15 protein-coding genes are annotated in these 23,055 nt (G+C 61.2%); 4 read left to right on the top strand and 11 right to left on the bottom strand.

The features are described from left to right. Window position 1: 1 nt before the first annotated feature. The 9 genes from F6V30_RS03330 to rpmH all read right to left on the bottom strand — a co-directional run bounded on the left by F6V30_RS03330 (window position 2) and on the right by rpmH (window position 10,780). Window positions 2–724 carry a glycine zipper family protein gene (locus F6V30_RS03330; RefSeq protein ID WP_151155069.1) on the bottom strand — a complete coding sequence of 241 codons (723 nt, stop codon included), beginning with the start codon at window positions 722–724 and terminating at the stop codon, window positions 2–4. A gap of 230 nt (window positions 725–954) precedes the next feature. Beyond that, entirely contained in the window at window positions 955–1,608 is a 654-nt protein-coding gene (rsmG, locus tag F6V30_RS03325) for a 16S rRNA (guanine(527)-N(7))-methyltransferase RsmG (protein WP_151155068.1), read from the bottom strand. Beyond that, window positions 1,605–3,512, bottom strand: coding sequence for a tRNA uridine-5-carboxymethylaminomethyl(34) synthesis enzyme MnmG (mnmG, locus tag F6V30_RS03320; RefSeq protein WP_191965563.1), 1,908 nt, complete (start codon window positions 3,510–3,512; stop codon window positions 1,605–1,607). The genes rsmG and mnmG overlap by 4 nt, the downstream gene beginning before the upstream one ends. A 36-nt stretch (window positions 3,513–3,548) precedes the next feature. Beyond that, window positions 3,549–4,919, bottom strand: a complete 1,371-nt coding sequence (gene mnmE / locus F6V30_RS03315; RefSeq protein WP_151155066.1) for a tRNA uridine-5-carboxymethylaminomethyl(34) synthesis GTPase MnmE — start codon at window positions 4,917–4,919, stop codon at window positions 3,549–3,551. Window positions 4,920–4,946: 27 nt separating this feature from the next. Beyond that, window positions 4,947–8,195: a UvrD-helicase domain-containing protein gene (locus F6V30_RS03310; RefSeq protein WP_151155065.1), complete on the bottom strand. Its 3,249-nt coding sequence runs from the start codon at window positions 8,193–8,195 to the stop codon at window positions 4,947–4,949. Between the two features lie 244 nt (window positions 8,196–8,439). After that, window positions 8,440–10,035: a membrane protein insertase YidC gene (yidC, locus tag F6V30_RS03305; RefSeq protein WP_151155064.1), complete on the bottom strand. Its 1,596-nt coding sequence runs from the start codon at window positions 10,033–10,035 to the stop codon at window positions 8,440–8,442. A 25-nt stretch (window positions 10,036–10,060) separates the two neighbouring features. Beyond that, window positions 10,061–10,273, bottom strand: coding sequence for a membrane protein insertion efficiency factor YidD (gene yidD / locus F6V30_RS03300; protein WP_149308215.1), 213 nt, complete (start codon window positions 10,271–10,273; stop codon window positions 10,061–10,063). Beyond that, window positions 10,246–10,617 (bottom strand): ribonuclease P protein component, encoded by a 372-nt coding sequence (gene rnpA, locus F6V30_RS03295; protein WP_275938119.1) that lies wholly within the window; start codon window positions 10,615–10,617, stop codon window positions 10,246–10,248. Before rnpA ends, yidD begins: the two co-directional genes overlap by 28 nt. Window positions 10,618–10,630: 13 nt before the next feature. Beyond that, entirely contained in the window at window positions 10,631–10,780 is a 150-nt protein-coding gene (rpmH, locus tag F6V30_RS03290; RefSeq protein ID WP_149308211.1) for a 50S ribosomal protein L34, read from the bottom strand. A 368-nt stretch (window positions 10,781–11,148) separates the two neighbouring features. Here rpmH and dnaA point away from each other — a divergent pair, with 368 nt between their 5' ends. From dnaA to gyrB, 4 genes are all read left to right on the top strand, one after another. Continuing rightward, window positions 11,149–12,504 carry a chromosomal replication initiator protein DnaA gene (gene dnaA / locus F6V30_RS03285; RefSeq protein ID WP_151156400.1) on the top strand — a complete coding sequence of 452 codons (1,356 nt, stop codon included), beginning with the start codon at window positions 11,149–11,151 and terminating at the stop codon, window positions 12,502–12,504. A gap of 212 nt (window positions 12,505–12,716) precedes the next feature. Continuing rightward, window positions 12,717–13,838, top strand: coding sequence for a DNA polymerase III subunit beta (gene dnaN, locus F6V30_RS03280; protein ID WP_151155062.1), 1,122 nt, complete (start codon window positions 12,717–12,719; stop codon window positions 13,836–13,838). A gap of 12 nt (window positions 13,839–13,850) precedes the next feature. Continuing rightward, window positions 13,851–14,963 carry a DNA replication/repair protein RecF gene (gene recF / locus F6V30_RS03275; RefSeq protein ID WP_151155061.1) on the top strand — a complete coding sequence of 371 codons (1,113 nt, stop codon included), beginning with the start codon at window positions 13,851–13,853 and terminating at the stop codon, window positions 14,961–14,963. Beyond that, window positions 14,956–17,364 carry a DNA topoisomerase (ATP-hydrolyzing) subunit B gene (gene gyrB, locus F6V30_RS03270; RefSeq protein WP_151155060.1) on the top strand — a complete coding sequence of 803 codons (2,409 nt, stop codon included), beginning with the start codon at window positions 14,956–14,958 and terminating at the stop codon, window positions 17,362–17,364. Before recF ends, gyrB begins: the two co-directional genes overlap by 8 nt. Window positions 17,365–17,497: 133 nt before the next feature. Here the strand turns inward: gyrB and F6V30_RS03265 are convergent, their stop codons facing one another. Then, entirely contained in the window at window positions 17,498–21,910 is a 4,413-nt protein-coding gene (locus F6V30_RS03265) for an efflux RND transporter permease subunit (RefSeq protein WP_151155059.1), read from the bottom strand. Next, window positions 21,907–23,043, bottom strand: coding sequence for an efflux RND transporter periplasmic adaptor subunit (locus F6V30_RS03260; protein WP_151155058.1), 1,137 nt, complete (start codon window positions 23,041–23,043; stop codon window positions 21,907–21,909). Before F6V30_RS03260 ends, F6V30_RS03265 begins: the two co-directional genes overlap by 4 nt. Between the last annotated feature and the right edge of the window lie 12 nt (window positions 23,044–23,055).

Below are 23,055 nucleotides of genomic sequence, written 5' to 3'. Positions count from 1 at the left end.
TCTATTTGAGCCTCAGGTTGAGCGTACGCACCGTGCCGCTCTCGCGGAACCGGACCTGCAGGCGGAGTTCCCTGACCGATTCCGCCTCGCCGGGGAAGAAGATAAAGCCGGAGGCCAGGGCCTCGGCAGCCATGATCTTGCCTTCCATTCCCTTCTCACGGACGTCGTCGGCGATCTTGTATTCCCGTTCCCGGTCGTCCCCCTTGGAGGCGCCGCCGATGACGGCACCGCCTACCCCGCCCAGGACGCCCCCCTTCACGAGGGCAGAGCCGGCATCATGGCCGGAGACGATCCCTATCGCCAAACCCAGCAAGGCACCGGTTGCAGCCCCCCAGGCCGCCCCCTTGCCCGCTCCGCTGGTGATGGAGCCCGCCTGGGTCGCCTTGTCGACCCGTTCAACGGCCTCGCGGTTGGAAAGGAGCTTCCAATAGCGGTTCGAACTGTCGATCAGAAAGGTCTGGCCGGACACGACCTCGATTCCCTGGCCGCTCTTGTTGTCGATGACGACCAGCACCGGCAAAAGTCCGGCGTCCCGAATATTGAAACCAAAGGCGTCCTCGGCCTGCTGCTTATCGGCAAAGGCCTCGGCCCCCACCTGCATCCCGGCAACGTCCTGGTAGTTTACATAGTCCTGGGGCGGCCGGAACGAAACCGAACGGCTCTCGTAGGTGGCGCACGCGGAAAGATGCGCCGCCATCATCAAGAGCAAGATGATTTTCCTCATGGCTCATCTCCAATCGTAAAAGTACTGCCTACTACTGTCACTTTAGTGCAGAATCGGCCCGTCTGCAACTTCATTCTATGCCAAAAGGCCCATTTCCGGCTCTTTCAGGAACAAGAAGCCCAAATTTGCCCTACAAAGCGTCTCAGCGACCAAGGCAACTACAAGCATGGATAGAGCCTCAAAATGGCGTCAGCGGCAATTTTTGGGATTCCATCTCGTGAACGCCCATTTCAAGCGGCTTTATGAGGTATAATCTCGATCAGGTTACGCTCTCCCTTGCCGAACGGCAACCGGTAAGGCGTGACCGACACGATTTCGAACCCCAGGGCGGCGAGGCGCTCTTCATCCACCTTGATTTCATCGGCAACGCCCGGCCCCTTCATGGCGATCAACCGCCCGGTTCCAGCCAAGAGCGGTGCGGCCAGCCCGACAAACTGTTCCAAACGCGAAAAGGCCCGCGAGGTTATCAGGTCGAAACCGTGACCGTGGGTGTCGCACAACTCCTCCACCCGTCCGTGAATGGCCTCGAAGCCGGCGAATTTCAGGAGGCGGGCCACGTGCCGCTGGAAGAGGATTTTTTTCCCAACCGCATCCACAGAGGTTACCGGGACCGAGGGTTTGACGATCTTCAACGGGATGGCCGGCACCCCTGCCCCGGAACCGATATCCAACACCCGTTCGTTGTCACGGACGCAACCGGCAAACATCAGGGCGTCGATGATGTGCTTCACCGCAATCTCCTCATCGGAGATGATGGCGGTCAGGTTTATTTTGCGATTCCACTTTTTGAGTTGATCGGCAAACTGTTCGAAGGCACGGATGCTCTCCTCCGAAATCTCCAGCCCCATCTCCCGCGCCCCCTCTTCCAGTGCGCGGCGGATCATATCTCCTCCGGCCCGGCTTCCCGGCCGTTCCGTTTCCCGTCTTTGGCTTTCAGGGCAATGGACAGCACCGAGATGGCGGCTGGCGTCACGCCGGGGATGCGTGAAGCCTGCCCCAGGGTGCCGGGACGATTCTTGGCCAGCTTTTCGCGGACTTCGGTCGTGAGCCCGTTGACGGAAAAATAATCCATCTCCTCCGGCAGCGGCGTGCCTTCCAATTTGCGCGCACGTTCCACCTGATCAAGCTGTCGTTCGATATACCCCCGGTATTTTACCTGAATCTCCACCTGTTCACGCACCTCGTGGGGTGTTTCACGTGAAACGTCATCGAATTCCGCCAGCTCCTGATAGGTGATCTCGGGGCGCCTGAGCAACTGTTCGAGAGAGGTCCCTTTCTGGATGTCCGCCAACTCGTGCCGGGCAAGGAATTCCCGTTCCGGGTCGCTCATGGCCAGCCGCCCGGAGCAAATCCGCTCGTATTCGGCGGCAACCATCTCCCGCTTCCGCAGGAAACGCTCGAAGAGCTCGTCCCGCACCAGGCCGACCCCATGTCCTTTCTCGCGCAGGCGCATATCGGCGTTGTCCTCACGGAGCAACAGACGGTACTCGGCCCGGGAGGTAAACATGCGGTACGGTTCCTTGGTCCCCAGGGTAACCAGGTCGTCGATCATCACCCCGATATAGGCCTCGCTGCGCCCCAGCACCAACGGTTCCCGCCCCTTGACCCGCAGGGCGGCATTGATGCCGGCCATCAGTCCCTGCCCGGCGGCTTCCTCATACCCCGAGGTGCCGTTGATCTGACCGGCGTGGTAGAGGTTGCGGATCAGCTTGGTCTCCAGGGAGGCGCGCAACTGGATCGGGTCCACGTAATCGTACTCGATGGCGTAGGCCGGACGCATGATCTCCACCCGTTCCAGTCCCTCTATGGAGCGGTAAAACGGTATCTGGATATCGATGGGGAGCGAGGTGGACATGCCGCTGGGATAGACCTCGACCGTATCCAGACCTTCCGGCTCGATAAAAGTCTGGTGGCGGTCCTTGTCGGGGAAACGCACTACTTTGTCCTCGATGGAGGGGCAGTAGCGGGGGCCAACCCCCTCAATGACCCCGGCGTAGAGTGGCGAGCGGTCCAGGCCGGAGCGGATGATCTCGTGGGAGCGCGGGTTGGTATAGGCGATGTGGCACGGCACCTGGGGCATGGTGATGCGCTCGGTGGAGAAGGAGAACGGCGCCGGCGGATCGTCGCCATACTGGGGCTCCAACCGGGCAAAGTCGATGGTCCGCCCGTCGAGGCGCGCCGGGGTGCCGGTCTTGAGCCGCCCCACCTGGAAACCGAGATGCCCGAGCTGGTCGGAAAGCCCCACCGAGGGGAGATCCCCCGCCCTGCCGCCCGGGTAGTTGTTCAGGCCGATGTGAATCAGGCCGCGCATGAAGGTGCCGGTGGTCAGGACGACCGTTGTGCCGAGAAAACGGATGCCGGAGCGGGTATCGACGCCCCGCAGCTCCTCACCCTCCAGGTAGAGGCCCGTCACCTCACCCTGTTTGAGATACAGGTTGTCCTGCTGCTCCAGGACCCGCTTCATACGCAGCCGGTAGAGCTGTTTGTCGGCCTGGGCGCGCGAGGCGCGCACCGCAGGTCCCTTGCGGGTGTTGAGGATGCGGAACTGGATGCCGGTGGCGTCGATATTCCTGGCCATCTCCCCCCCGAGGGCGTCGATCTCCTTGACCAGGTGCCCCTTGGCGAGGCCGCCGATGGCCGGGTTGCAGGACATGAGCGCGACCGCATCCAGGTTGATGGTTAAAAGGAGCGTGGAACAGCCCATGCGGGCTGCCGCCAGGGCGGCCTCGCAGCCGGCATGGCCGGCCCCGACCACGATCACGTCATATATGGTTTCATAACAGTGCATGTCTATCCTCGCCCTGTTTCACGTGAAACATGGGCATCACTTTCCTATGCAGAATGACGAAAAGACCACATCCAGAACATCGTCCGTCGTGGTTTCGCCCGTGACCTGCCCCACGGCGGACAGGGCGTCGCGCAGATCGATGGCCAGGGTCTCCAACTCGCGCCCCTCGTCCAGACCGGAGAGAAACCGGTGGAGGGCTGCACGGGCCGAGACCAGGGCGTCGCGGTGACGGACCCGGGAGATGGCCACGAATTCGCGGCTATCCAGGGCCGATCCGTGCAGAAAGGTGGTGCGGATCACCTCGCGCAGCTCGTCGATGCCCGCACCGGTGCCGGCGGACAGGGCGACGCGGGGCAGCACTCCCATCGCTGGGGGAAGCTGGAGGACCGGGGAAAGATCGCTCTTGTTCAAAACCACTATGGTGGTTTTCCCCTTCACGGCATCCAGGATCAGCCGGTCTTCGTCGCTGAACGGCCGCGCCGAATCGAGGACGAACAGCACCAGGTCCGCCAGGGGAATCTTGTCCAGGGCGCGGTTGATCCCCTCCCGCTCCACCACATCATCCGTGTGGCGGATACCCGCCGTGTCCAACAGACGGACCGCCAAGCCGCCCAGATTGACGGTCTCCTCGATGATATCCCGGGTGGTGCCGGGGACATGGGTGACGATGGCGCGGTTTTCCTTGAGCAGGCGGTTGAGCAGGCTGGACTTGCCGGCGTTCGGCTTGCCGACGATCAGCACGGAAATCCCCTCCCTGAGGATGCGCCCTTCGTCGAAACCGGCCAGCAGACCGCCGATAACGTCCAAGGCATCGCTGACACCGGACCGCAGAGCAACGGTGTCGGTCTCGCCAATGTCGTCCTCGGGGAAATCGATGGAGGCCTCCACAAAGGCCAAACTTCGCGTCAGGGCACGGCGGATGGTCTCTATCCTGTCAGACAGTGCACCGGTCCGCTGGCGTTGGGCAAGGGCCAGGGATGCCTCGGTTTTGGCGGCGATCACGTCCATGACCGCCTCGGCCTGCACCAGGTCGATCCTGCCGTTGACAAAGGCCCGGCGGGTGAACTCACCCGGTTCGGCCAGGCGCACGCCGCAGGCCAAAACCGCGGCCAGGACCCGTTCCACCACCAGCATCCCGCCATGGCAGTGCAGTTCCAGCACATCCTCGCGGGTGTAGGAATGGGGTGCCCGCATCAGGACCGCCATGGCTTCGTCCAGTACTGCATCGCCACCGGGCGCCACCACGGCGCCGTAGTGCAAAAAATGGCTGGCAAAAGCGACACCCCGGCAAAAACGGAAGAGCCGTAGGCCGATGGCCTCCGCCAGGCTGCCGCTGACCCGAACGATGCCGATGCCCCCCTCCCCCTGGGGGGTGCTGATGGCTGCGATGGTATCTTCAATATACATGGCTACGTCCTTGTTCCGTTCGGGGCATCAAAACAGGTCCATCTGGCCCGGGTCTTTCGTACCCTTCACCTTCCTGATTGGGCCGGCATTCGCGGCCGACAGCAGCGGCCCCGGTATCTCGGCGACGAACCGGGAGAGTTGCCGGGGGGACGGGCCGACCCAGGGACGCGTGGCGGAAGCGGTCAGAAGCAGCCGCTCCTTGGCGCGGGTCAGGCCGACGTAGAACAGCCGCCGCTCCTCCTCCGTATCCACGTCACGCCAGAGGGTACAGGGAAGCAGCCCCTCCTCGGCGCCGGTCAGGAAGACCACCGGGAACTCCAGCCCTTTGGCGGCATGGAGGGTCATGAGGGCGACCGCCTCGGCACGCTCGTCGTAGACGGTGGCTTCGGCGTAGCGGCGCAGGTGGCTGCCGAAGCCCGGCAGATCATGGCCGAAACTGCCGGCCAGGTCCAGGAACCGCACGGTGGCGGCCTGGGCCGGGTCCAGGGAGAGAAACGGCAGCGCATCGAGCAACGCCGCAGCCAGGCCGCTGCGGGTCGCGGCCGCACGGAACCGGCTCATGGCCCGTTCCAGGTCAACGATGCCGTCACGCAGCGCCCGGGGCAGTTCGAGAGGGGCAAGGGAGGCGAAGAAATCGCCCGCCAGGGGGAGTACCGCCTCCATGCGACCGAGGCTTGCCGCTCCGACACCCGGAAGGGCGCTTGCCAGTTGCAGCCAGTCGGCGATGGTCTCCGATCCGGCGGCGGCCTGCACCCAATAGTAGGCCGGTCGTATCTCCGCAGCAAGGTAAAAGGGGCTCACCCCGACCTGCTGGAACGGTATGCCGCGCCGCTCCAGGGCGGCAGAGATCTCCTCGGCCTGCCTCCCGAGCCTGAAGAGCACGGCGATGTCGCCGAAGCTCAAGCCCCGTCCCGTCCCGCCGTCGCCGCCCCGGCCGGAATTGATGGAAAAGTGCTCGATGCCCCCCAGCAACTCCTCGATGCGGCGCACGACGAATTCGGCCTCGGCCGCCCCGGACGGCGCGGTGTGCAGTTCGATGCCGCCCCCCCGCCCGGAAGCGGCGACCAGGGGCAGGCCGCTGCGCCGGCCGTTATGGGCGATGACCGCCGTTGCCGCGGCGATGACCGGGGCGGGACACCGGTAGTTGCGGGTCAGGGAGATCTGCTCGACACCGGCCATAGTGCCGAAGCGGAAGAAAAACTCCGGGTCGCTCCCCCGGAAGCCGTAGATGGCTTGGTCGGGATCGCCGATGGCAAAGACGCGGGCCTGTTCGGCCAGGATGCGCACCAGCTCGAACTGGCCTGCGTTCAGGTCCTGGAACTCATCCACGAACAGGTGTGCCACCGGGTCGCAGACCCGGCGGCGCAGTTCGGGCTCACGGCTCAGCCGTCGGGTGAACACCGGAATAACGGCATCCAGGTCCAGGGCGCCGAGACGGTCCAGTTCGTCCAGATAGCGCCGGATGGCCGCGGAGGCCTCGCCGTCCGGTTGGGCAAAATGATCGGCCAACGCCTCGCCAAGGCGTTGGCGCTCGGCTGCGCCCTGTTCCGGGAAGAGACGTTTGAACAGGCGCTCCCGGTCCTCCGGGCCGACCACCGCCAGGGCCGGCGCTTCGCGGCGGAGCCGGTCGAGGCAAAACCGGTGGAAGGTCCCCACGAAGACCGCTTCACCCGCCGCCCCGACCTGTTTCAACAGGCGCTCGCGCACCTCATCGGCCGCCTTGGCGGTAAAGGTGACGGCCACCATGCGGGCCGGGTCGTTCCCCGCCGCCAGCAGCGCCGCGATGCGCGCTATCAGGGTGGAGGTCTTGCCGGTTCCCGGTCCGGCCGCCACCAGGATATGGCGGCTTGTGGAGCCGATGGCCGCCGCCTGCTCCGGGTTGGGGCCGGGCGCTGCCCCGGGGGCGTCGTCCACGGGTTCCCCGACAACATCGAGAGCCGGCAACGCCACGGCCTCGGTCTTCTTTTTCCGGCGCCGCGGCGCCGACCCATCGCCGAACAGGCTCCCCTGGCCGGCAAATTGTCCCGCCTCCCCCTCTTCGAAGACCCTGATCACGCCGTACTCGCCGTCGAAACCGGGCTGGCGGATGACCCGGCCGGCGCGCATGCGCCCCACGGCCTCGCCCAGGACCGGCGAGGCCTGGCGAATCTCGTCCAGAGGGACGTGCAGCAGCAGGTTGAATTCCGACCCGAACCGCCCGATGGTGCGGCGGTACTGTTCCATGACCCCCTTGGAGGCCGGTCCGGCCCCGATGATCTCCCCCAGCACCTCGGGCAGGGGGATGAGGCTGAACACCTCCGGCGAATCCTCCCGGTAGAGCGGCTCCTCCCGGTCGGCCAGTTCCATCACCCGGTGGTAGACCCCAATGGTCAGGGGTCTGGCGCAGACCGGACAGCGCAATCCGAGCCGCCGGCTCTCCACGGGGTCGAGGCAGACATGGCAGGCCCGGTGGCCGTCGGCGTGGTACTTCCCCTCCTCGGGGAAAAACTCCACCGTGCCGCGGAAGGTCTCCCGCCGGTTCCCTTTGATGGCGGCCCGCAGGGCGAAAAAATCGAGGTCGGTGGCCAGGAGGTTGGCCTCCCGCCCCAATTTTGAGGGGGAATGGCAGTCCGAGTTGGAGATCAGGGCGAAACGGTCCAGAGCCGATATCAGGCGGTTCATGTCCGGGTCGGAGGAGAGCCCGGTCTCCAGGGCAAAGATGTGGGGCGTCAGGTCGTCGAAACACTCCTCGATGGCGTCGAAGCCGGATTTCGAGCCGAACAGGGAGAACCAGGGCGTCCAGATGTGAGCCGGCACCAGGAACCCCTCAGGCGCCTGCTCCAACAGAATCTCCAGCAGGTTGCGGCTGTCCAGCCCCAGGATGGGGCGCCCGTCGGACTCGATGTTGCCGATGCCGGCCAGCTTGGCGTTCAGCCGCTCGGCAGAGACGAAATCCGGCACGTAGAGCAGATTGTGGACCTTGCGCACCACGCCGTGGCGCTTGTAGATGCTGCTGATCTCCGCCGAAAGGAGGAACCGCACCGGGCCGGCAAGGGCGGCCGCCCCCGGCAGCGGCGAAGCGACGGCGGCCTCGTCCTTCAGGCGGAACAGTCCCGGTTCGGCCGGCTCCAACTCCTCCTTGAGGCGGCGGAACCAGCCGGGGTGGGTGAAGTCGCCGGTGCCGATCACCTGAATACCCTTGATCCGCGCCCAACCGGCCAGGCCGGCCAAGCTGCTCTGCGGGCTGGTTGCCCGCGAAAAGGGGGAATGGATATGCAGGTCGGCGATGTAATCCATGAAGGTCGTATCCTTTAACCAAGAAAAAACATTTGAACCACAAAGACACAAAGGAAAATCAGTCGGCTATCTTATCAAAGTCTTTCACCTGATTGGTTCGACTCTTTATCTTCATAAGTATCTGAATTTCTTTGTGCCCTTTGTGACTTTGTGGTAAATGACTGCCGTCGTTTTTAGGTTTAAAGCAAAAAGCGCCCCTGCATTGGCAAGGGCGCTTCGATTGTGCCGCAAGCCACGGCGTTCGTCAATCCTTGACCAGCTTGTTGATGTACATCTGCTGGCCGATGGTCAGGATATTGTTCACCAGCCAGTACAGGACCAGGCCGGAGGGGAAGCTCAAGAACATGAAGGTGAACACCACCGGCAGGGCCAGCATCATCTTTTGCTGGACCGGGTCCATCTGGGAGGGGGTCATCTTCTGCTGCACGAACATGGTGACCCCCATGATGACGGGAGTGACATAGTAGGGGTCCTTGTCGGACAGGTCGGTAATCCAGAAGAAGAACGGCGCATGGCGCAGCTCGATGGAGAACATGAGCGCCTTGTAGAGGGCGAAAAACACCGGAATCTGGACGACCATGGGCAGGCACCCCCCCAACGGGTTGACCTTGTGGTCGCGGTACAGTTCCATGACCGCCTTGTTCATGGCGTCGCGGTCGTTCTTGTACTTCTCGCGGATCTTGTTCATCTCCGGCTGGATCTTCTGCATCCCCTTCATGGATTTGTAGCTCTTGTGGGTCAGGGGGAAGAACAGCGCCTTGAGAATGATGGTGATGATAATGATGGCGATGCCGTAGTTGCCGACATAGCGGTAGAAGAATTTAAGGGTGTACAGGAGCGGCTTGGCAATCACCGTAAACCACCCCAGATCGAGGGACTGTTCCAGCGAATTGCCTTGGGCCTTGAGGATGTCGATATCCTTGGGGCCGACGAACAGCCGCTGGGTCACCGTGGCGGCCTGTCCGGGATTGATCGTGAACTGCGGGGCCGAGACGATGGATTCCAGGAAGCCGGCGGCGTTCTTTTTCAATTCGACGGAAGCGATGCTCCCCTTGTCGGCAAGGAGGGCACTCAGAAAGTACTTGTCGGAAAAGCCCGCCCAAAGGATGCTCTTGTCATACTTCTTCGAGGCACCGGCCACATCCTTGGCCTTGTCGGCCTTGAGGCTGTTGTCCGAGTAGAGGTAGGAGCCGGCCGTATCGAGGCGGTTGTCCTTAACCTTATGTTCCGCCGGATAGGTCATCACCTGCTGGATGGTCCCGACCAGGGGCGCAGCGGAGTTGTTGAACACCTGGGTATCCAACTTGATGCCGTAGGAGTCCCCTGCAAAGGTGAAGACCTTACGCACGGTGAACCCCTGACCGGATACGTAATTGAACGTCAGTTGCCGGCTCTCGCCGCCGGTCAGGGTAATGGCGCCGGTATCCGGCACGAATACGGTGCCGTCCGGGAGGTTGAACCCGGCCCCCCTGGTGGAAAAGTTGAGAAGGGAGGGATCGGCGTGAGTCCCGAGCACAACCGAACTGGCGGCGGGGGTATTCTGCTCGCGGTACTTCTTGAGGGTAAGGCTCTTGAGACTTCCGCCCCGCGAAGAGAAAACCGCCGTGTAGAGGCCGGTCTCCACGGTCACGTCCTTGACAACGGCCGGGGTGGGTGCGGGGACTCCTGCCGGGGCCGGCTGTGCCGACGTCGCAGCAGCCGGGGCCGGCGTTGGCGCGGCAGAGCTTGCTGCGGGGGTGGCTTTAGGCGGGATTTGTGTTTTTCCCGGGCCGAAGACCGTGGTAAAAACATAGAAAACCGCTATCGAAAGAATGACTGCCAGAAATGCGCGCTTTTCCATAAAAGCTCCAGTTGTGCTCTCTTGATTAAGGTACCGGATCGAACCCGCCCGGATGAAAGGGGTGACATTTACAAAGCCTGATCAGGGTAAGCCAAACGCCCCTGACAACGCCATACCGTATAATTGATTCGCGGGAATACTCGGAACAGGAGGGATAAAACCGGCAGGTCTGCGGAAGAAGCGGCGACAGCAGCTTCTGGTACAGCCTGATTACGATGAGCGCAATGCGCTTGAGCATGGGGATATGCCGATATGCCTGAAGGCCTTTTCAAGTTCTCGTCGAACAGCGCCGAAGTCCATCATTGCCGACTCGCGTCGTGCCACGACATTCAAATCCACGCACGGCAGAAGGAGCCGCATCTGCCTGAATGTTTCTCTGGTATACCGCTTGATCCTGTTGCGAACCACGGCGCAGCCGACCTTTTTGCTGACCGTGACCCCCAGACGCGCCTGGCTGCCGCCGTTTTCCTGCCAGACAACAAGGAACCCCTTGGTGGAAAACTTGTGGGGAGAGTTCAAAAGCCTGAGAAATTCCAAACGCTTCCTCAGCCGTACCGACTTTGGAAAACACCGGCGTTCCACCCTCCCACAAGTATTACTTGGCAGCAATGCGGACGGACAGACTTTTACGGCCTTTGGCCCTTCTGCGCTTGATCACGAGACGGCCGTTCTTGGTGGACATGCGCACCAAAAAGCCGTGGGTACGCTTGCGCGAGGTGTTGCTGGGCTGAAATGTTCTTTTCATATCATAGCTCCTCTGAATGATTGTATCAGGAAATGAGCTTTTAACCATATCACCTTGAAATTGTCAAGAAAATTATTACTCGACCGGAACAGCAACTTCAAAGTGATTTGCCTTGAAAAATGACCCCGCCTCTGTTAATCTGCTCTGGCTTAAAAAAGTCCTTAATATTCAGTAAAGTATGTTTAACTATTTGATTTAGCTGCGCTATAAGTTATCAACAGGTGTTGAAAATCGTGTTGATAACTGTGGATATTCATAAGGGTCAGCGACGTAAAAGCACTTCATACCACTGGTAATATGCCCTGTGAGACCATTGTGGATAACCCCACTCATCCCCACCCTTTTGATAATGAGAATGTGATGTGAATATGCATGAAGCTTGGCAACAAGCCGCCGAAAATCTGGAAAAAGTCCTTTCCGAGCGAGATTTTGCCACTTGGATCAAGCCGGTAAATTACAGCCACCACGATGGCAATACGGTCTATCTTTCCGTTCCCACCTCGTTTTTCAAGGATTGGCTGGAGGAAAACTATCAGAAGGTCATCCTCGGCGCACTGACGGTCACGTCGGGGCATAACCTCTCTCTCTCCTTTGTGGTCAGGGACCACAACAGCGAGTCCGAAACCCTTTTAGCGGAAGATCTCATCATCAAGGGGCACCAGGAAGAGGCTGAACAGGCGAAGAGCGCCCAGTTGGATTCCACCGTCACCCCCCTGAATTCCAAATACACCTTCGACCTGTTTGTCAGCGGCACCGGTAACCATTTCGCCCATGCAGCCGCTATGGCCGTGGCCAACAATCCGGCCGATACCTATAACCCGCTCTTCATCTACGGTGGCGTCGGCCTCGGCAAAAGTCACCTGCTGAACGCCATCGGCCACACCATCCGCAGCACGTCGCCCTCGTTGAATGTCTGCTACTGTTCGGCAGAAAAGTTCATGTACGAGATGGTGAACCACCTTCGCCTCAAGAAGATGGATATATTCAGAAACCTGTTCAGGAATGTCGATGTGCTCCTTATCGACGATATTCAGTTCATATCCGGGAAAACAGGGACCCAGGAGGAGTTTTTCCACACCTTCAACGCCCTCCACGAGGCCCATAAGCAGATCGTCATCACCTCCGACAAGTTCCCCCGGGAGATATCGGATCTGGAGGAGCGTCTCCGCTCGCGTTTCGAATGGGGCCTGATCGCGGATATCCAACCTCCCGACCTGGAAACCAAGATAGCCATTCTTAAGAAGAAGTCGGAAGTGACCAAGATACGTCTTCCCGAGGATGTCACCTACTTTCTCGCCTCCAGCGATACGAGAAACATACGCGAACTGGAGGGCATGCTGATCAGACTCGGCGCCTACAGCAGCCTGCAGAACATCCCCATTACCCTTGAGATGGCCAAGGAAAGCCTCAAGGATATCCTGGGTGACCGGCGCAAAGAGATCACCATAGAATTGATACAAAAAGCGGTGGCGGACCAGTTCGCTATTAAGATAGCCGACCTGAAATCGGAAAAACGGCAGAAAAATCTCGTTCAGGCGCGTCAGATCGCCATCTGGCTCTGCCGGGACATGACAAAGGCCTCCTACCCCGACATCGGCTCGAAGTTCGGTGGCAAGGACCACTCAACCGTCATCTACGCCACCAAGAAAATCGACAAGGCGCTGCACGACGATCAGAAACTTTTCAAACTTGTCGACGATATCAGGCAGGGAATATTGAAATGAGACAACCCTGTTAACTAATTGTGGATATCTGTGCATAACCGTCGTACTGTTGATAACCGGCTCCTGCGTCCCGAAGTTGTCAACAGGGCTGAAATCGAAATTATTCCGCCAGGTCGTCGTGTTGCACGTTTTTACCCATATCAACAGGACCAACAATAAACAACAAAGGTTTAAAGACTAAACATAAAACCTTTTCCAGTAAGGAGTGACAGATGGAATTTACAATCGATAAGGAACTGTTCCTCAAGTCGCTGCAAAAGATTCAGGGTATCGTCGAAAAACGAACGTCCATGCCGATTCTGTCGAATGTCCTTCTGGAGGCAACCGGCTCCTCACTGCATGTAACCGCCACCGACCTCGAGGTAGGAATGAAGGGCACCTACCCCGCCGAAGTCACGGCCCCCGGAAGGATCACGGTCGGGGCTAAAAAGTTGTACGAGATCGTCAAGGAACTCCCAAACCAGGCCATCGTCTTCTCAACAAAGGACAACGACTGGGTCGAGATAAAATGCGGCAAGGTGAAATTCAACATCGTGGGACTTTCTCCCGACGAATTTCCCTATTTTCCCGAAATCAAGGAAGAAAATCTTTTCGAGATAGAGAGCGCCCTGCTGAAAGGCATGATCGAAAAGACATCCTACGCCATCTGCACCGACGAGACAAAATACAACCTGAACGGGATATTCGCCAAGGTCGAGGTTAACGAAAACGGCGAAAACGCCCTCAAAATGGTCGCCACCGATGGCCACCGCCTCTCCATCGCCACCGGAGCCCTCAAGGGAACGGCCGGCCCAGAACTCCTGAAGGGGGTCATCCTCCCCAAAAAAGGCGTGTACGAGATGAAAAAGATCACCGACGAGGATGGCGGCACCCTGATGTTCGGCTTCATGGACAACAGTGCGGTGATCAAGCGGGGCGATTCCTACATGGTCATGCGTCTGGTCGACGGCGAGTTCCCGGACTACAACCGGGTTATCCCCGCGGCCAATGATCGCATCGTCACGGTCGACAAGGAAAATTTCACCCACTCCGTCCGCAGGATGGCCATACTCTCCAGCGAAAAATTCAAGGGGATCATGCTGGAGATATCTTCCGGCGGCGTGAAGATATCCTCGAGCAACCCGGAACTGGGCGACGCCATGGAGGATATCGACGTAGCGTACGACGGCGAGCCCATATCCGTCAGGTTCAATGCCCGCTATCTCCTGGACGTGCTGGCCGTGGCCGAAACCGAAAGCGTGGAGATGAAATTCCGGGATGAACTCTCCCCATCGATCATTGTGCCGGAAGGTTCGGATAGCTTTCTTGCGGTGATCATGCCCATGAGACTCTAGCGGCAGAGCGGGATGCTGCTCAAACAGCTGGCGGTTGCCGGTTTTCGGAATATAGCTGCGGTTCGCATCAGCCCCGGCGCAGGCTTTAACCTGCTGTACGGCCTCAATGGGCAGGGGAAGACGAATTTGCTGGAGGCGATCTACCTGCTGGGAAGCCCTCGCTCCTTCAGAACGGCACGTCTTCCCGAACTCATCGGACATGACCGGCAGATCGCCCAGATTCAGGGCGAGGTTCAGTCGGCCGGAACGCTGAACCGCATCAGGCTGACCCTGGAGGCGGCGGGCCGCCGGGTGGAGGTGGACGGCAAGGGGATTCAACGGGCATCGGACCTGCACGGCAGGCTGAATGCGGTGGTTTTCTCCCCCGACGATACCGGCATGGTCAGGCTGGGGCCCGACGCGCGGCGCCGTTACCTGGACCGGGCCGTCTACACGGGGGATATCGGTTACCTGCATAGCTGGCACGGCTATCACCGGATTCTCAAGCAGCGCAACCATCTCCTGAAGAGTGCCGATCGGACCGGCTTGGATACCTGGACCGAGCAGCTGGCCGAGGCGGGGGCCGAGGTCATCGAACGGCGCATTCGCTACGTGGCGCAACTCAACGGCATGCTGCAACGCCACTATGCCACCATCTCCGGGGAGAAGGAGACGGCCGGCATCGCTTACCAACCCGAGGGGGTGCGGGCGGAGGAGAGGGAGACCATCCGCGGCCAGCTGCTGGAGCTGTTCGCCCGGCATGCCCGGAGCGACGAACGGTACGGCACGACGACGGCCGGCCCCCATCGGGACGATCTGATGCTCTGCCTGGATGGCCGGCCGCTGAAGAGTTTCGGTTCCCAGGGGCAGCAGAAGAGTTTCGTTCTGGCGCTGAAGATGGCCGAGGTGGACAATCTCCAGGCCATTTTCCAGGAGCCGCCGTTGCTTTTGCTGGACGACATGAGTTCCGAGCTCGACGCCCGCCGGAACAGGAACCTGATGGATTTTCTCTTCTCCCGGGATATCCAGGTGTTTATCACCACCACGGAACGATCACCTGCCCTGTTGGGCGCTGCTGCACACTGCGCCGTTTTCCGTGTGGAAGACGGCAATCTGACGTTTGAGGGAAATGAACCGCATGAGTGAACAATTGGATAACACGACGCAAGATGTGGAAGAGTATGGAGCGGAGAACATCAAGGTTCTGGAAGGGCTGGCAGCGGTACGCAAACGCCCGGCCATGTACATCGGCTCCACCTCCAGCGCCGGCCTGCACCACCTGGTGTACGAGATCGTGGATAATGCCATCGACGAGGCCCTGGCCGGCCACTGCGACGATGTCAGCGTGACCATCAACACCGACGGTTCGGTGACGGTCGTGGACAACGGCCGCGGCATACCTACCGACATGCATCCCACCGAAGGCAGATCGGCGGCTGAGGTGGTCCTGACCGTGCTCCATGCCGGCGGCAAGTTCGACAACGACTCCTACAAGGTCTCCGGCGGTCTGCACGGCGTCGGGGTTTCCGTCGTCAACGCCCTCTCCAAGTGGCTGGAACTGGAGATCCGCCGGGACGGCAAGGTCTGGCGCCAGTCCTACCGCCGGGGCGATCCCCAGGCACCCCTGGAGATAACCGGCGAGACCAAGAAACGGGGCACCAAGGTCACCTTCATGCCGGACGAGGAGATCTTCGAGACCACCGAGTTCTCTTTCGACGTGCTCTCCCAGCGGCTCCGGGAACTGGCCTTCCTCAACGCCGGCGTCAGGATCAGGATCGCCGACGAGCGGGTGGAGAACAAGTCCCACGAGTTCTACTACGAGGGGGGCATCAACTCCTTCGTTGAGTACCTGAACCGCACCAAGACGCCGCTGCACCCCAAGCCGATCTACATCAAGGGCGAAAAAGGGGGGGTGGAGACCGAGGTTTCCCTGCAGTACAACGACTCCTACGACGAGAAGATCTTCACCTTTGCCAACAACATCAACACCCACGAGGGGGGAACCCACCTGGCGGGCTTCAAGGCGGCCCTGACCCGCACCATGAACAGCTATGCCGCGGCCAACAACCTGCTCAAGAACGCCAAGGTAACCATCTCGGGCGACGACCTGCGGGAGGGGCTGACCTGCGTCATCTCGGTCAAGATCCCCCAGCCCCAGTTCGAAGGGCAGACCAAGACCAAACTGGGCAACTCGGAGGTCAAGGGATATGTCGAGACCCTGCTGAACGACAAACTGGCCCAGTTTCTGGAGGAGAATCCCCAGATCGCCAAACGGATTCTGGAAAAGTCCATCGACGCGGCCCGGGCCCGGGAAGCGGCCCGCAGAGCCCGCGACCTGACCCGCCGCAAGGGCGCCCTGGACATGGGGGGCCTGCCGGGTAAACTGGCCGACTGCCAGGAAAAGGATCCTGCCCAGTGCGAACTGTACCTGGTCGAGGGCGATTCCGCCGGCGGTTCGGCCAAGCAGGGGCGCGACCGGAAATTCCAGGCCATCCTGCCCCTCAAGGGGAAGATCCTCAACGTGGAAAAGGCGCGCTTCGACAAGATGATCTCCTCCCAGGAGATCCGCACCCTGATCACGGCCCTGGGCACCGGCATCGGCAAGGACGACTTCGACATCTCCAAGCTCCGTTATCACCGCATCATCGTCATGACCGACGCCGATGTGGACGGGTCCCACATCCTGACCCTGCTTTTGACCTTCTTCTACCGGAACATGCAGGAGCTGATCCAGCGCGGGCACCTCTACATCGCCCAGCCGCCGCTCTACAAGGTAAAACGCGGCAAAAGGGAGATGTACCTGAAGAATGAAGCGGCGATGCAGAACTACCTTCTGGAGGAGGGGGCCGAGGATCTGACCCTGCGCCTGGAGAAGGGGGACCGGGTTTATATCGGGAAGCAGATTATTCCGGTCATCAAGCAGTTAATCGAAAACCGCGCCATCTTCGACAAGGTGGTCAAAAAAGGGATTACCAGCGACCTGCTCTCGCTCATCATCCGCAGCAATGTGCCGGCTGACCTGGAAGAGCTTACCGCCCTGGAGCCGTACCTTGATGCCATGAAGGCACTCTCCACCGGCGCCGACTATCAGGTGGAGGAGGATCGGATCACCTTCCGCATCGGCAATATCCGCGCCGTCATCGACCATCAGGTGCTGTCCGTGCTCTCGACCCACGAATACGAATTGCTGGTCGATAACCATCGCCGCGTAATCGAGACCATGGCTGACGGCCACGCCTTTTTCGAACAACAGGAAGGGGGAAAACTCCTGTTCGAGACCAGCAACCACGAAGAATTGCTCACGTTCTTCCTGGAACAGGCCAAGAAGGGACTTGCCATCCAGCGCTACAAAGGCCTCGGCGAGATGAACCCGGAGCAGCTCTGGGAGACGACCATGGACCCCGACAACCGGGTGCTGCTTCAGGTCAAGATCGAGGATATCGTCGAATCGGATGAAATATTCACCATCCTGATGGGCGACCAAGTGGAGCCGCGCCGCGATTTTATCGAAACCAACGCACTCAATGTCGTGAATCTCGATATTTGATATCCAACATTTTCTGCGGGATTTCATTTGAAACTATGCGTAATAACAAAGGGAATTAGCCTATTGGTTAACTCCCTTTGTTTATGGTCGCCGATAAAAGTGGAAGCTGTCACTTGGGAGCAGAGGGCTATCGTCAATAGCTGGAGATACCAGTGATCCGCTCCAACTCCGCCTGGGCAAGGCGGTATCCCAACTCAGCCTGAAGTTCATCGGCCTCGGCCTTCGCGACGGCGGCAACCGATTCGGCATGGCGGGCCGCCGTGGTGGCCCCGGCCTTTACCCGGTTGGCGCTCAGGCGCAGTTGCTCCTTCCGCAGTTGCAGCTCCTCCCGGGCCACATCCACCATCAGCCGGGTCTGCTCCAGCTTCCGGTACGCCTTGTCAATCTCGACCGTGACGCGCTGTTCCAGCCGCTTCACGTTCTCCTCGGCCTGGGCCACCTGCGCCCTGCGCTGGCCGACGACGCCCCGGCGGCTCCCCCAGTCGAAGATGGTCCAGGTCATCTGCGCGCCGAAGGTGCCGATATTGTGGGCCAGGAAGGGGACTCCGTCCTGATAGGTGTGGCGGGCGAACAGGCTGATATCCGGGATGTACTCGTCCTGGGCGGCGTTTAGGGCGTGGCCGGCCTTGACGGCGGCGCCCCGTGCCGCCAGCAGTTCGGGGTTGCGGGAGAGCGCGTCCCGGAGATACCCGGAAAGAGGCTGAGGCGCGGGCGGCGCTTCAGCCACCGGCGCCAGAATCAGTTCCGTATCCGGCGCCAGCCCCAGAAGGTCGTTCAGTTCCGCCGTCAAATCGGCTATCAGGATCTCGGCGGCCAGGAGCGAATGCCTGCTTTGGAGGCTCTGCACGCGGCTGCCCGCCACCGCGACATCGAGCAGATTGCCGGCCCTGACGCCGTCCTCGCTTTCCCGCACCTCTTCCCGTGTAGCCGCCACTGCCGCCTGGGCCGCCTCTTGCTGCTTGTGGGCGATCAACACACCATAATAGAGTTGGTGTACCCCAAGGATCACCTCCTGTTCCGCCTTTTTGGCGTCCGCTTCCGCGATCCTCTGGTCCGTATCCGCAATTTGGTTGGCTTCGTGGACCTTGAACAGTTGCGTCAACGGCTGGCTCAGGGTCGTGGTGCTGAGCAGTGTGGCGGCGGCACCCTGGCGGAGCGTGGTGGTTTGCGACGGAAAGGGCCCCGCCCCCGGGATGGTGCCCAGGCTGCCGGCGGGTACGGTGACCAGTTCCTGGTCGGAAACGCCCACATACGACGTCGTGTTGGACAGGCGGGGGAAGTAGTCCGCCCGGGCCGAAACCACGCGCTGCCCGTTTTCCCGGACCTTTGCCAGGGAGATCTTCAGGGCGCTGTTCTGGTGCCGCGCCAGGTCCACCGCTTCGGGGAGCGTGAGCTTCACCTGCTCAGCCCAAGCCTGCCCCGCCGCGGCCGCCAGCAGGCCGGCCGCGGCCAGGATCACGGCCAGGGCAGGGGGGACGGCCCTCCTTTTCCGCGACATGACGATCACGTAGAGGACCGGCACCACCAGGAGCGTAAAGAACATGGAGAGGATCAACCCCACCGCGATGACGCTGGCCAGAGGGCTCCAGAGGCTGGACCCGGAGAGGATCATGGGCGTCACCCCCACCGCAGCGGCCATGGTCGTCAGGAAGATGGGGCGCAGACGGCGTTCCCCCGCCTCCGTTGCCGCCTGCTCCAGGCTTTCGCCCTCGGCTATTTTCTCCTTGATGTAGTCCACCAGGATGATGGCGTTGCGCACCACGATGCCGCAGAGGCTGATCATCCCCATGAAGGCGGTGAAGCCGAAGGGGTTGTGCGTGAGCAACAGGCCAAGCACCGCCCCGGGCAGGGCCAACGGTATGGACGACATGATGACGAGAGGTTCGCTCACGGTCCTGAACTGGACGAGAAGGACCAGGAAGATGGCCAGCAGGCTGATGCCGAGGGCCACCGTCATCTCCGGCAGGGTCTGCTCGCTGTTGGAACTTTCCCCGCCGTATTCGATCCGGTAGCCCGGGGGGAGTTGCATGGCTTTTATGTGCGGCCGGACGGTTTTCAACAGATCGGAGGCATACCATCCCTGCTTGACGAAACCTCGCACCGTGATGGTTCTCACGCCGTTGCGGCGGACAATCCGGCTGGTTTGCCATTCGGGCTGGAGGGTCGCTATGGAGCGGAGCGGCACGCTGGCGTTGGTAAGCCGGGATGTCAGGTAGGCGTTTTGCACAGCGGCGAACGAGGTGCGGGAGTCCTGGTCGAGGCGAAGCAGTATGCTCACCGGCCGGTCCCCTTCCCACAGCGTGTTGACCGGGCCGCCGTCCAGGGCGCCGCTCAAGAGCCGGGAAACGGAGGAGTTCGTTATGCCGAGCCGGTTCGCCAGTTCGTTGTTGACGTTCACATCCACCAGGCACGAATCGTTGAAAAAATCGTTGTGGACAAACTGGGCGTACGGCACGGCGGAAACGATGGTCTGGACCTGGGCGGCCAGGCGCTTCAGCTCGCCGATATCGTCGCCGGAGATGCGGACCTCGATCGGGGCTTCCAGCAGTTCCCCCTGCTGCAACTCCTTGACGATGACCAGCGCCTCGGGGGCCAGGCTGGCCAGGCTGGTGCGCAGTTCGTCGACGAGCAGCGGCGTCGCTTCGACAGATTTCGTGTTGACGATGAACTGGCCATAGGCCGCGTCCGGCAACTGGGGGTTCACGTTGTAGTAGAAACGCGGGGCGCTTTGCCCGACAAAGCTGGCGTAGTGGGTGATCCCGGGCCTGCTGGCCAGGTGGTTCTCGATGCGGCGCATTACCGCATCCGTGCTCTCGATGCGCGCTCCCTGGCTCATCCACACGTCGATCACGAACTGGTTGCGCTCGGCGGAGGGGAAGAACTGCTCCCGCACGGTCCCGAAGAGGACCACGCCGGCGGCAAAGGCGCCGGCGCCGAGCAGTACGGCACAGCGCTTTTTCGCCATGAACCGGGTGATCAGGATCTTGTAGCCGGCCTGGAGTGCATCCAGCACGCTGAAGGTCTTTTTCGCACCCTTTGTTTCCCCGTTTTCGTGGTCGTGCAGCCCCTTTTTGATGAAGAACCGGCAGAGTATGGGGGTGAACAGCACCGCCACGATGAAGGAGACCGTCAGGGCAATGGCGACCGTGAGCGGCAGCGCCATGATGAACTCCCCCACCGACCCGCTGAGGATGAGGAGCGGCAGGAAGGAAAAGACGATCGTCACCGTCGCGGTGAATACCGGGACCACCACGTCGGTGGCCGAACGCCAGGCCGCCTCGGCCTTCGGCACCTTCCGGTCGAGAAGCTCCACATAGTTGTCCGCAATGACGATGGCGTCATCCACGACGATTCCGAGCACCACGATCAGGGCGGCGATGGAAACCTGGTGCAGGGCGATGCCCAGGGCGTTCATGACCCCCAGGGTCGCACACAGCGTGATGGGTATGGCCAGGGCGGCGATCACGGCAACGCGGATCGGCAGGAGGATGACGGTCACGAGGATCACGGAGCCGATCGCCAGGAGGAACTCGTGGCTTAGGCTCGTCATGCGGCTTTTCACGACCGCCGGCTGGTTGGCGATCAACTCGAGCTGGACGTCCGGGGGCAGGGCGCTTTTCAGGCGGGTGAAGACCCGGTCGATCTGTTCCCCGAGTTGGACGATGTTCTTCCCCTTTTGCATCTCCACGGACAGAAGGATGCTCGGCTCGCCATCGTGGCGCACCAGGAATGTGGGGTCCTGATACCGGCGCTCGACCGTGGCGAAGTCGCGCAGGTATACCGGCTGTCCGGTTCGGGATACATCGACCATGGTCCTGCGGATCTGTTCTTCAGCAGTAAAAAAACCGGTCGTGCGCAGGGGTATCTTGGCCTGGGACGCCTCGAAATTCCCGGAACCGGCAATGATGTTTTGCTGTTGCAGCGCCTGGACAACCCGGGCCGGGTCGGCAAAATACTGGGAGACTCGCTCAAGGCTGCTGGTGATCCAGATCTCTTCGCTTTGGCCGCCATAGGTTGCCAGCTTGCCGATATCCCGGACCGACCGGAGCTCATCCTGAATCCGGTCCACGTAATCGCGCAGTTCCCGGTAGCCGTAGCGTTTCCCGTGCACGGCGATGAGCATGGCCACCGTGTCGCCGAAATCCGAGTTCACCATGGGGCCGCGCACGCCGTCGGGCAGTTCCGTGGCCCGGGTCTCGTTCAGTTCATTGCGCAGCTTGGCCCAGAATTGATCCGCGTTTTTTACGTAGTCCTCAAGCTCCACATTGATGGCGACCAGGCCGGGGCGGCTCGTCGAATAGGTCTTGCCCTTCCTGACCTCGGGGAATTTGAAGATATGCTTTTCCAGGGTTTTGGTGACCTGTTTTTCCACCTGTTCGGATGTGGCGCCCGGGTAGAGGGCCAGCACCAGGCCGGTGCGTATCGTTATGGTGGGGTCTTCCGTGCGGGGCATGACGAGGAAGGCGCGAACGCCGACGATGACCAGCAGTGCCGCGAGGATCACGGTAACGGTCGGATAACGCAAGGAGGCCTTGGCCAGGTTCATTGCCGCGCCCCCTTTTCGGGTGCCGCTGTCTTCTTTCCCGGGGCCTCCCCGGCCGGTATGGCGGAAACGGGGGCGCCGTCCCGGAGGCGCTCCTGGCCGGCAAGGATGACCGGCTCGTCCCCCGTGAGCCCCTGCTTGATTTCGATCTCATTGCCGTACATGACGCCGGTTTCGACCCGCTTGGCATACGCCCGTTTTTGGGCGGGATAGTAGATGTAGACCATCGTGGCGCCCTGCGGGTCGCGCACGATCGCCTCCACCGGCAGGGTCAGCAGCTTTACCGTCCTGTCGCCGCGGATGTGCGCTTCCGCAACCATGCCGATCCTGAGCTCGTGTTTCGGGTTCGGGACGCTGATGCGGGTCATATAGGTGCGCGTGCCGGCATCGGCGGAAACATTGACGAGGCGTACGGTCCCCTCGAATGACCTCCCCGGCAATGCCGGCAGCGTAACCTCGGCCCTCTGTCCCGCACGGACGAGGTGCACGTCGGTCTCGGGGACCCCCACGCTGACCTCTACGGTATCCAACCTGACGATTTCGAAGACCGGGCGGCCAGGGCTCGCCATTTCGCCCGGTTCGATGGCGCGTTTGGCAATGAACCCGCTGACGGACGCATGGAGCGTTGCATCGGCCACGTGTTTCCGGGACAGCTTTTCCGAGGCAACGGCCTGCTCCACCTGCTGCCGGGCGGATTCGAATGCGGCCCTGAATTTCCGGTAATCGTTGGGCGCCAGGCTCTTGGAGTCGAACAGCATCTTCATGCGCCGATGCTCATCCTCGGCGCGTTCATAGGCGACCCGGGCCATGTCGGCCTGTGCCGTGGCCGCTGCCAGGGCCAGCCGGTAATCGGTCGGATCGACCGATGCCAGCAGTTGCCCCTTCCTGACCGGGTCCCCTTCCCGCGGGCCGACCTGGATCACCTTTCCGGATACGAGGAACGAGGCATTTGCCGGCGCATCCGGAGCGGCGGTGGTCCCGCTGACCGACACGGCCTCCCGGTCTTCCCGATGGTGCGGCGTGCCGATCTTCACCGGTATCGCTGAACCGGCGCTCTGTTCACTTTTTTTGCCCGATGAGCATGCCGGAAGCGTCATGGCCAACATCCCTGCCAGAAAAAGAACGACTGCTTTCATTGCTGACTCCTT

Origin of the sequence: Oryzomonas sagensis, assembly GCF_008802355.1 — a bacterium.
GTDB lineage: Bacteria > Desulfobacterota > Desulfuromonadia > Geobacterales > Pseudopelobacteraceae > Oryzomonas > Oryzomonas sagensis.
This window is presented reverse-complemented; position numbering and strand designations above follow the sequence as displayed.

What these genes read in the sequence shown, in the direction of transcription:
- F6V30_RS03330 (WP_151155069.1), bottom strand. Translation starts at nt 724, where the DNA reads ATGAGGAAAATCATCTTGCTCTTGATGATGGCGGCGCATCTTTCCGCG.
- rsmG (WP_151155068.1), bottom strand. Translation starts at nt 1,608, where the DNA reads ATGATCCGCCGCGCACTGGAAGAGGGGGCGCGGGAGATGGGGCTGGAG.
- mnmG (WP_191965563.1), bottom strand. Translation starts at nt 3,512, where the DNA reads ATGCACTGTTATGAAACCATATATGACGTGATCGTGGTCGGGGCCGGC.
- mnmE (WP_151155066.1), bottom strand. Translation starts at nt 4,919, where the DNA reads ATGTATATTGAAGATACCATCGCAGCCATCAGCACCCCCCAGGGGGAG.
- F6V30_RS03310 (WP_151155065.1), bottom strand. Translation starts at nt 8,195, where the DNA reads ATGGATTACATCGCCGACCTGCATATCCATTCCCCCTTTTCGCGGGCA.
- yidC (WP_151155064.1), bottom strand. Translation starts at nt 10,035, where the DNA reads ATGGAAAAGCGCGCATTTCTGGCAGTCATTCTTTCGATAGCGGTTTTC.
- yidD (WP_149308215.1), bottom strand. Translation starts at nt 10,273, where the DNA reads ATGCTCAAGCGCATTGCGCTCATCGTAATCAGGCTGTACCAGAAGCTG.
- rpmH (WP_149308211.1), bottom strand. Translation starts at nt 10,780, where the DNA reads ATGAAAAGAACATTTCAGCCCAGCAACACCTCGCGCAAGCGTACCCAC.
- dnaA (WP_151156400.1), top strand. Translation starts at nt 11,149, where the DNA reads ATGCATGAAGCTTGGCAACAAGCCGCCGAAAATCTGGAAAAAGTCCTT.
- dnaN (WP_151155062.1), top strand. Translation starts at nt 12,717, where the DNA reads ATGGAATTTACAATCGATAAGGAACTGTTCCTCAAGTCGCTGCAAAAG.
- recF (WP_151155061.1), top strand. Translation starts at nt 13,851, where the DNA reads ATGCTGCTCAAACAGCTGGCGGTTGCCGGTTTTCGGAATATAGCTGCG.
- gyrB (WP_151155060.1), top strand. Translation starts at nt 14,956, where the DNA reads ATGAGTGAACAATTGGATAACACGACGCAAGATGTGGAAGAGTATGGA.
- F6V30_RS03265 (WP_151155059.1), bottom strand. Translation starts at nt 21,910, where the DNA reads ATGAACCTGGCCAAGGCCTCCTTGCGTTATCCGACCGTTACCGTGATC.
- F6V30_RS03260 (WP_151155058.1), bottom strand. Translation starts at nt 23,043, where the DNA reads ATGAAAGCAGTCGTTCTTTTTCTGGCAGGGATGTTGGCCATGACGCTT.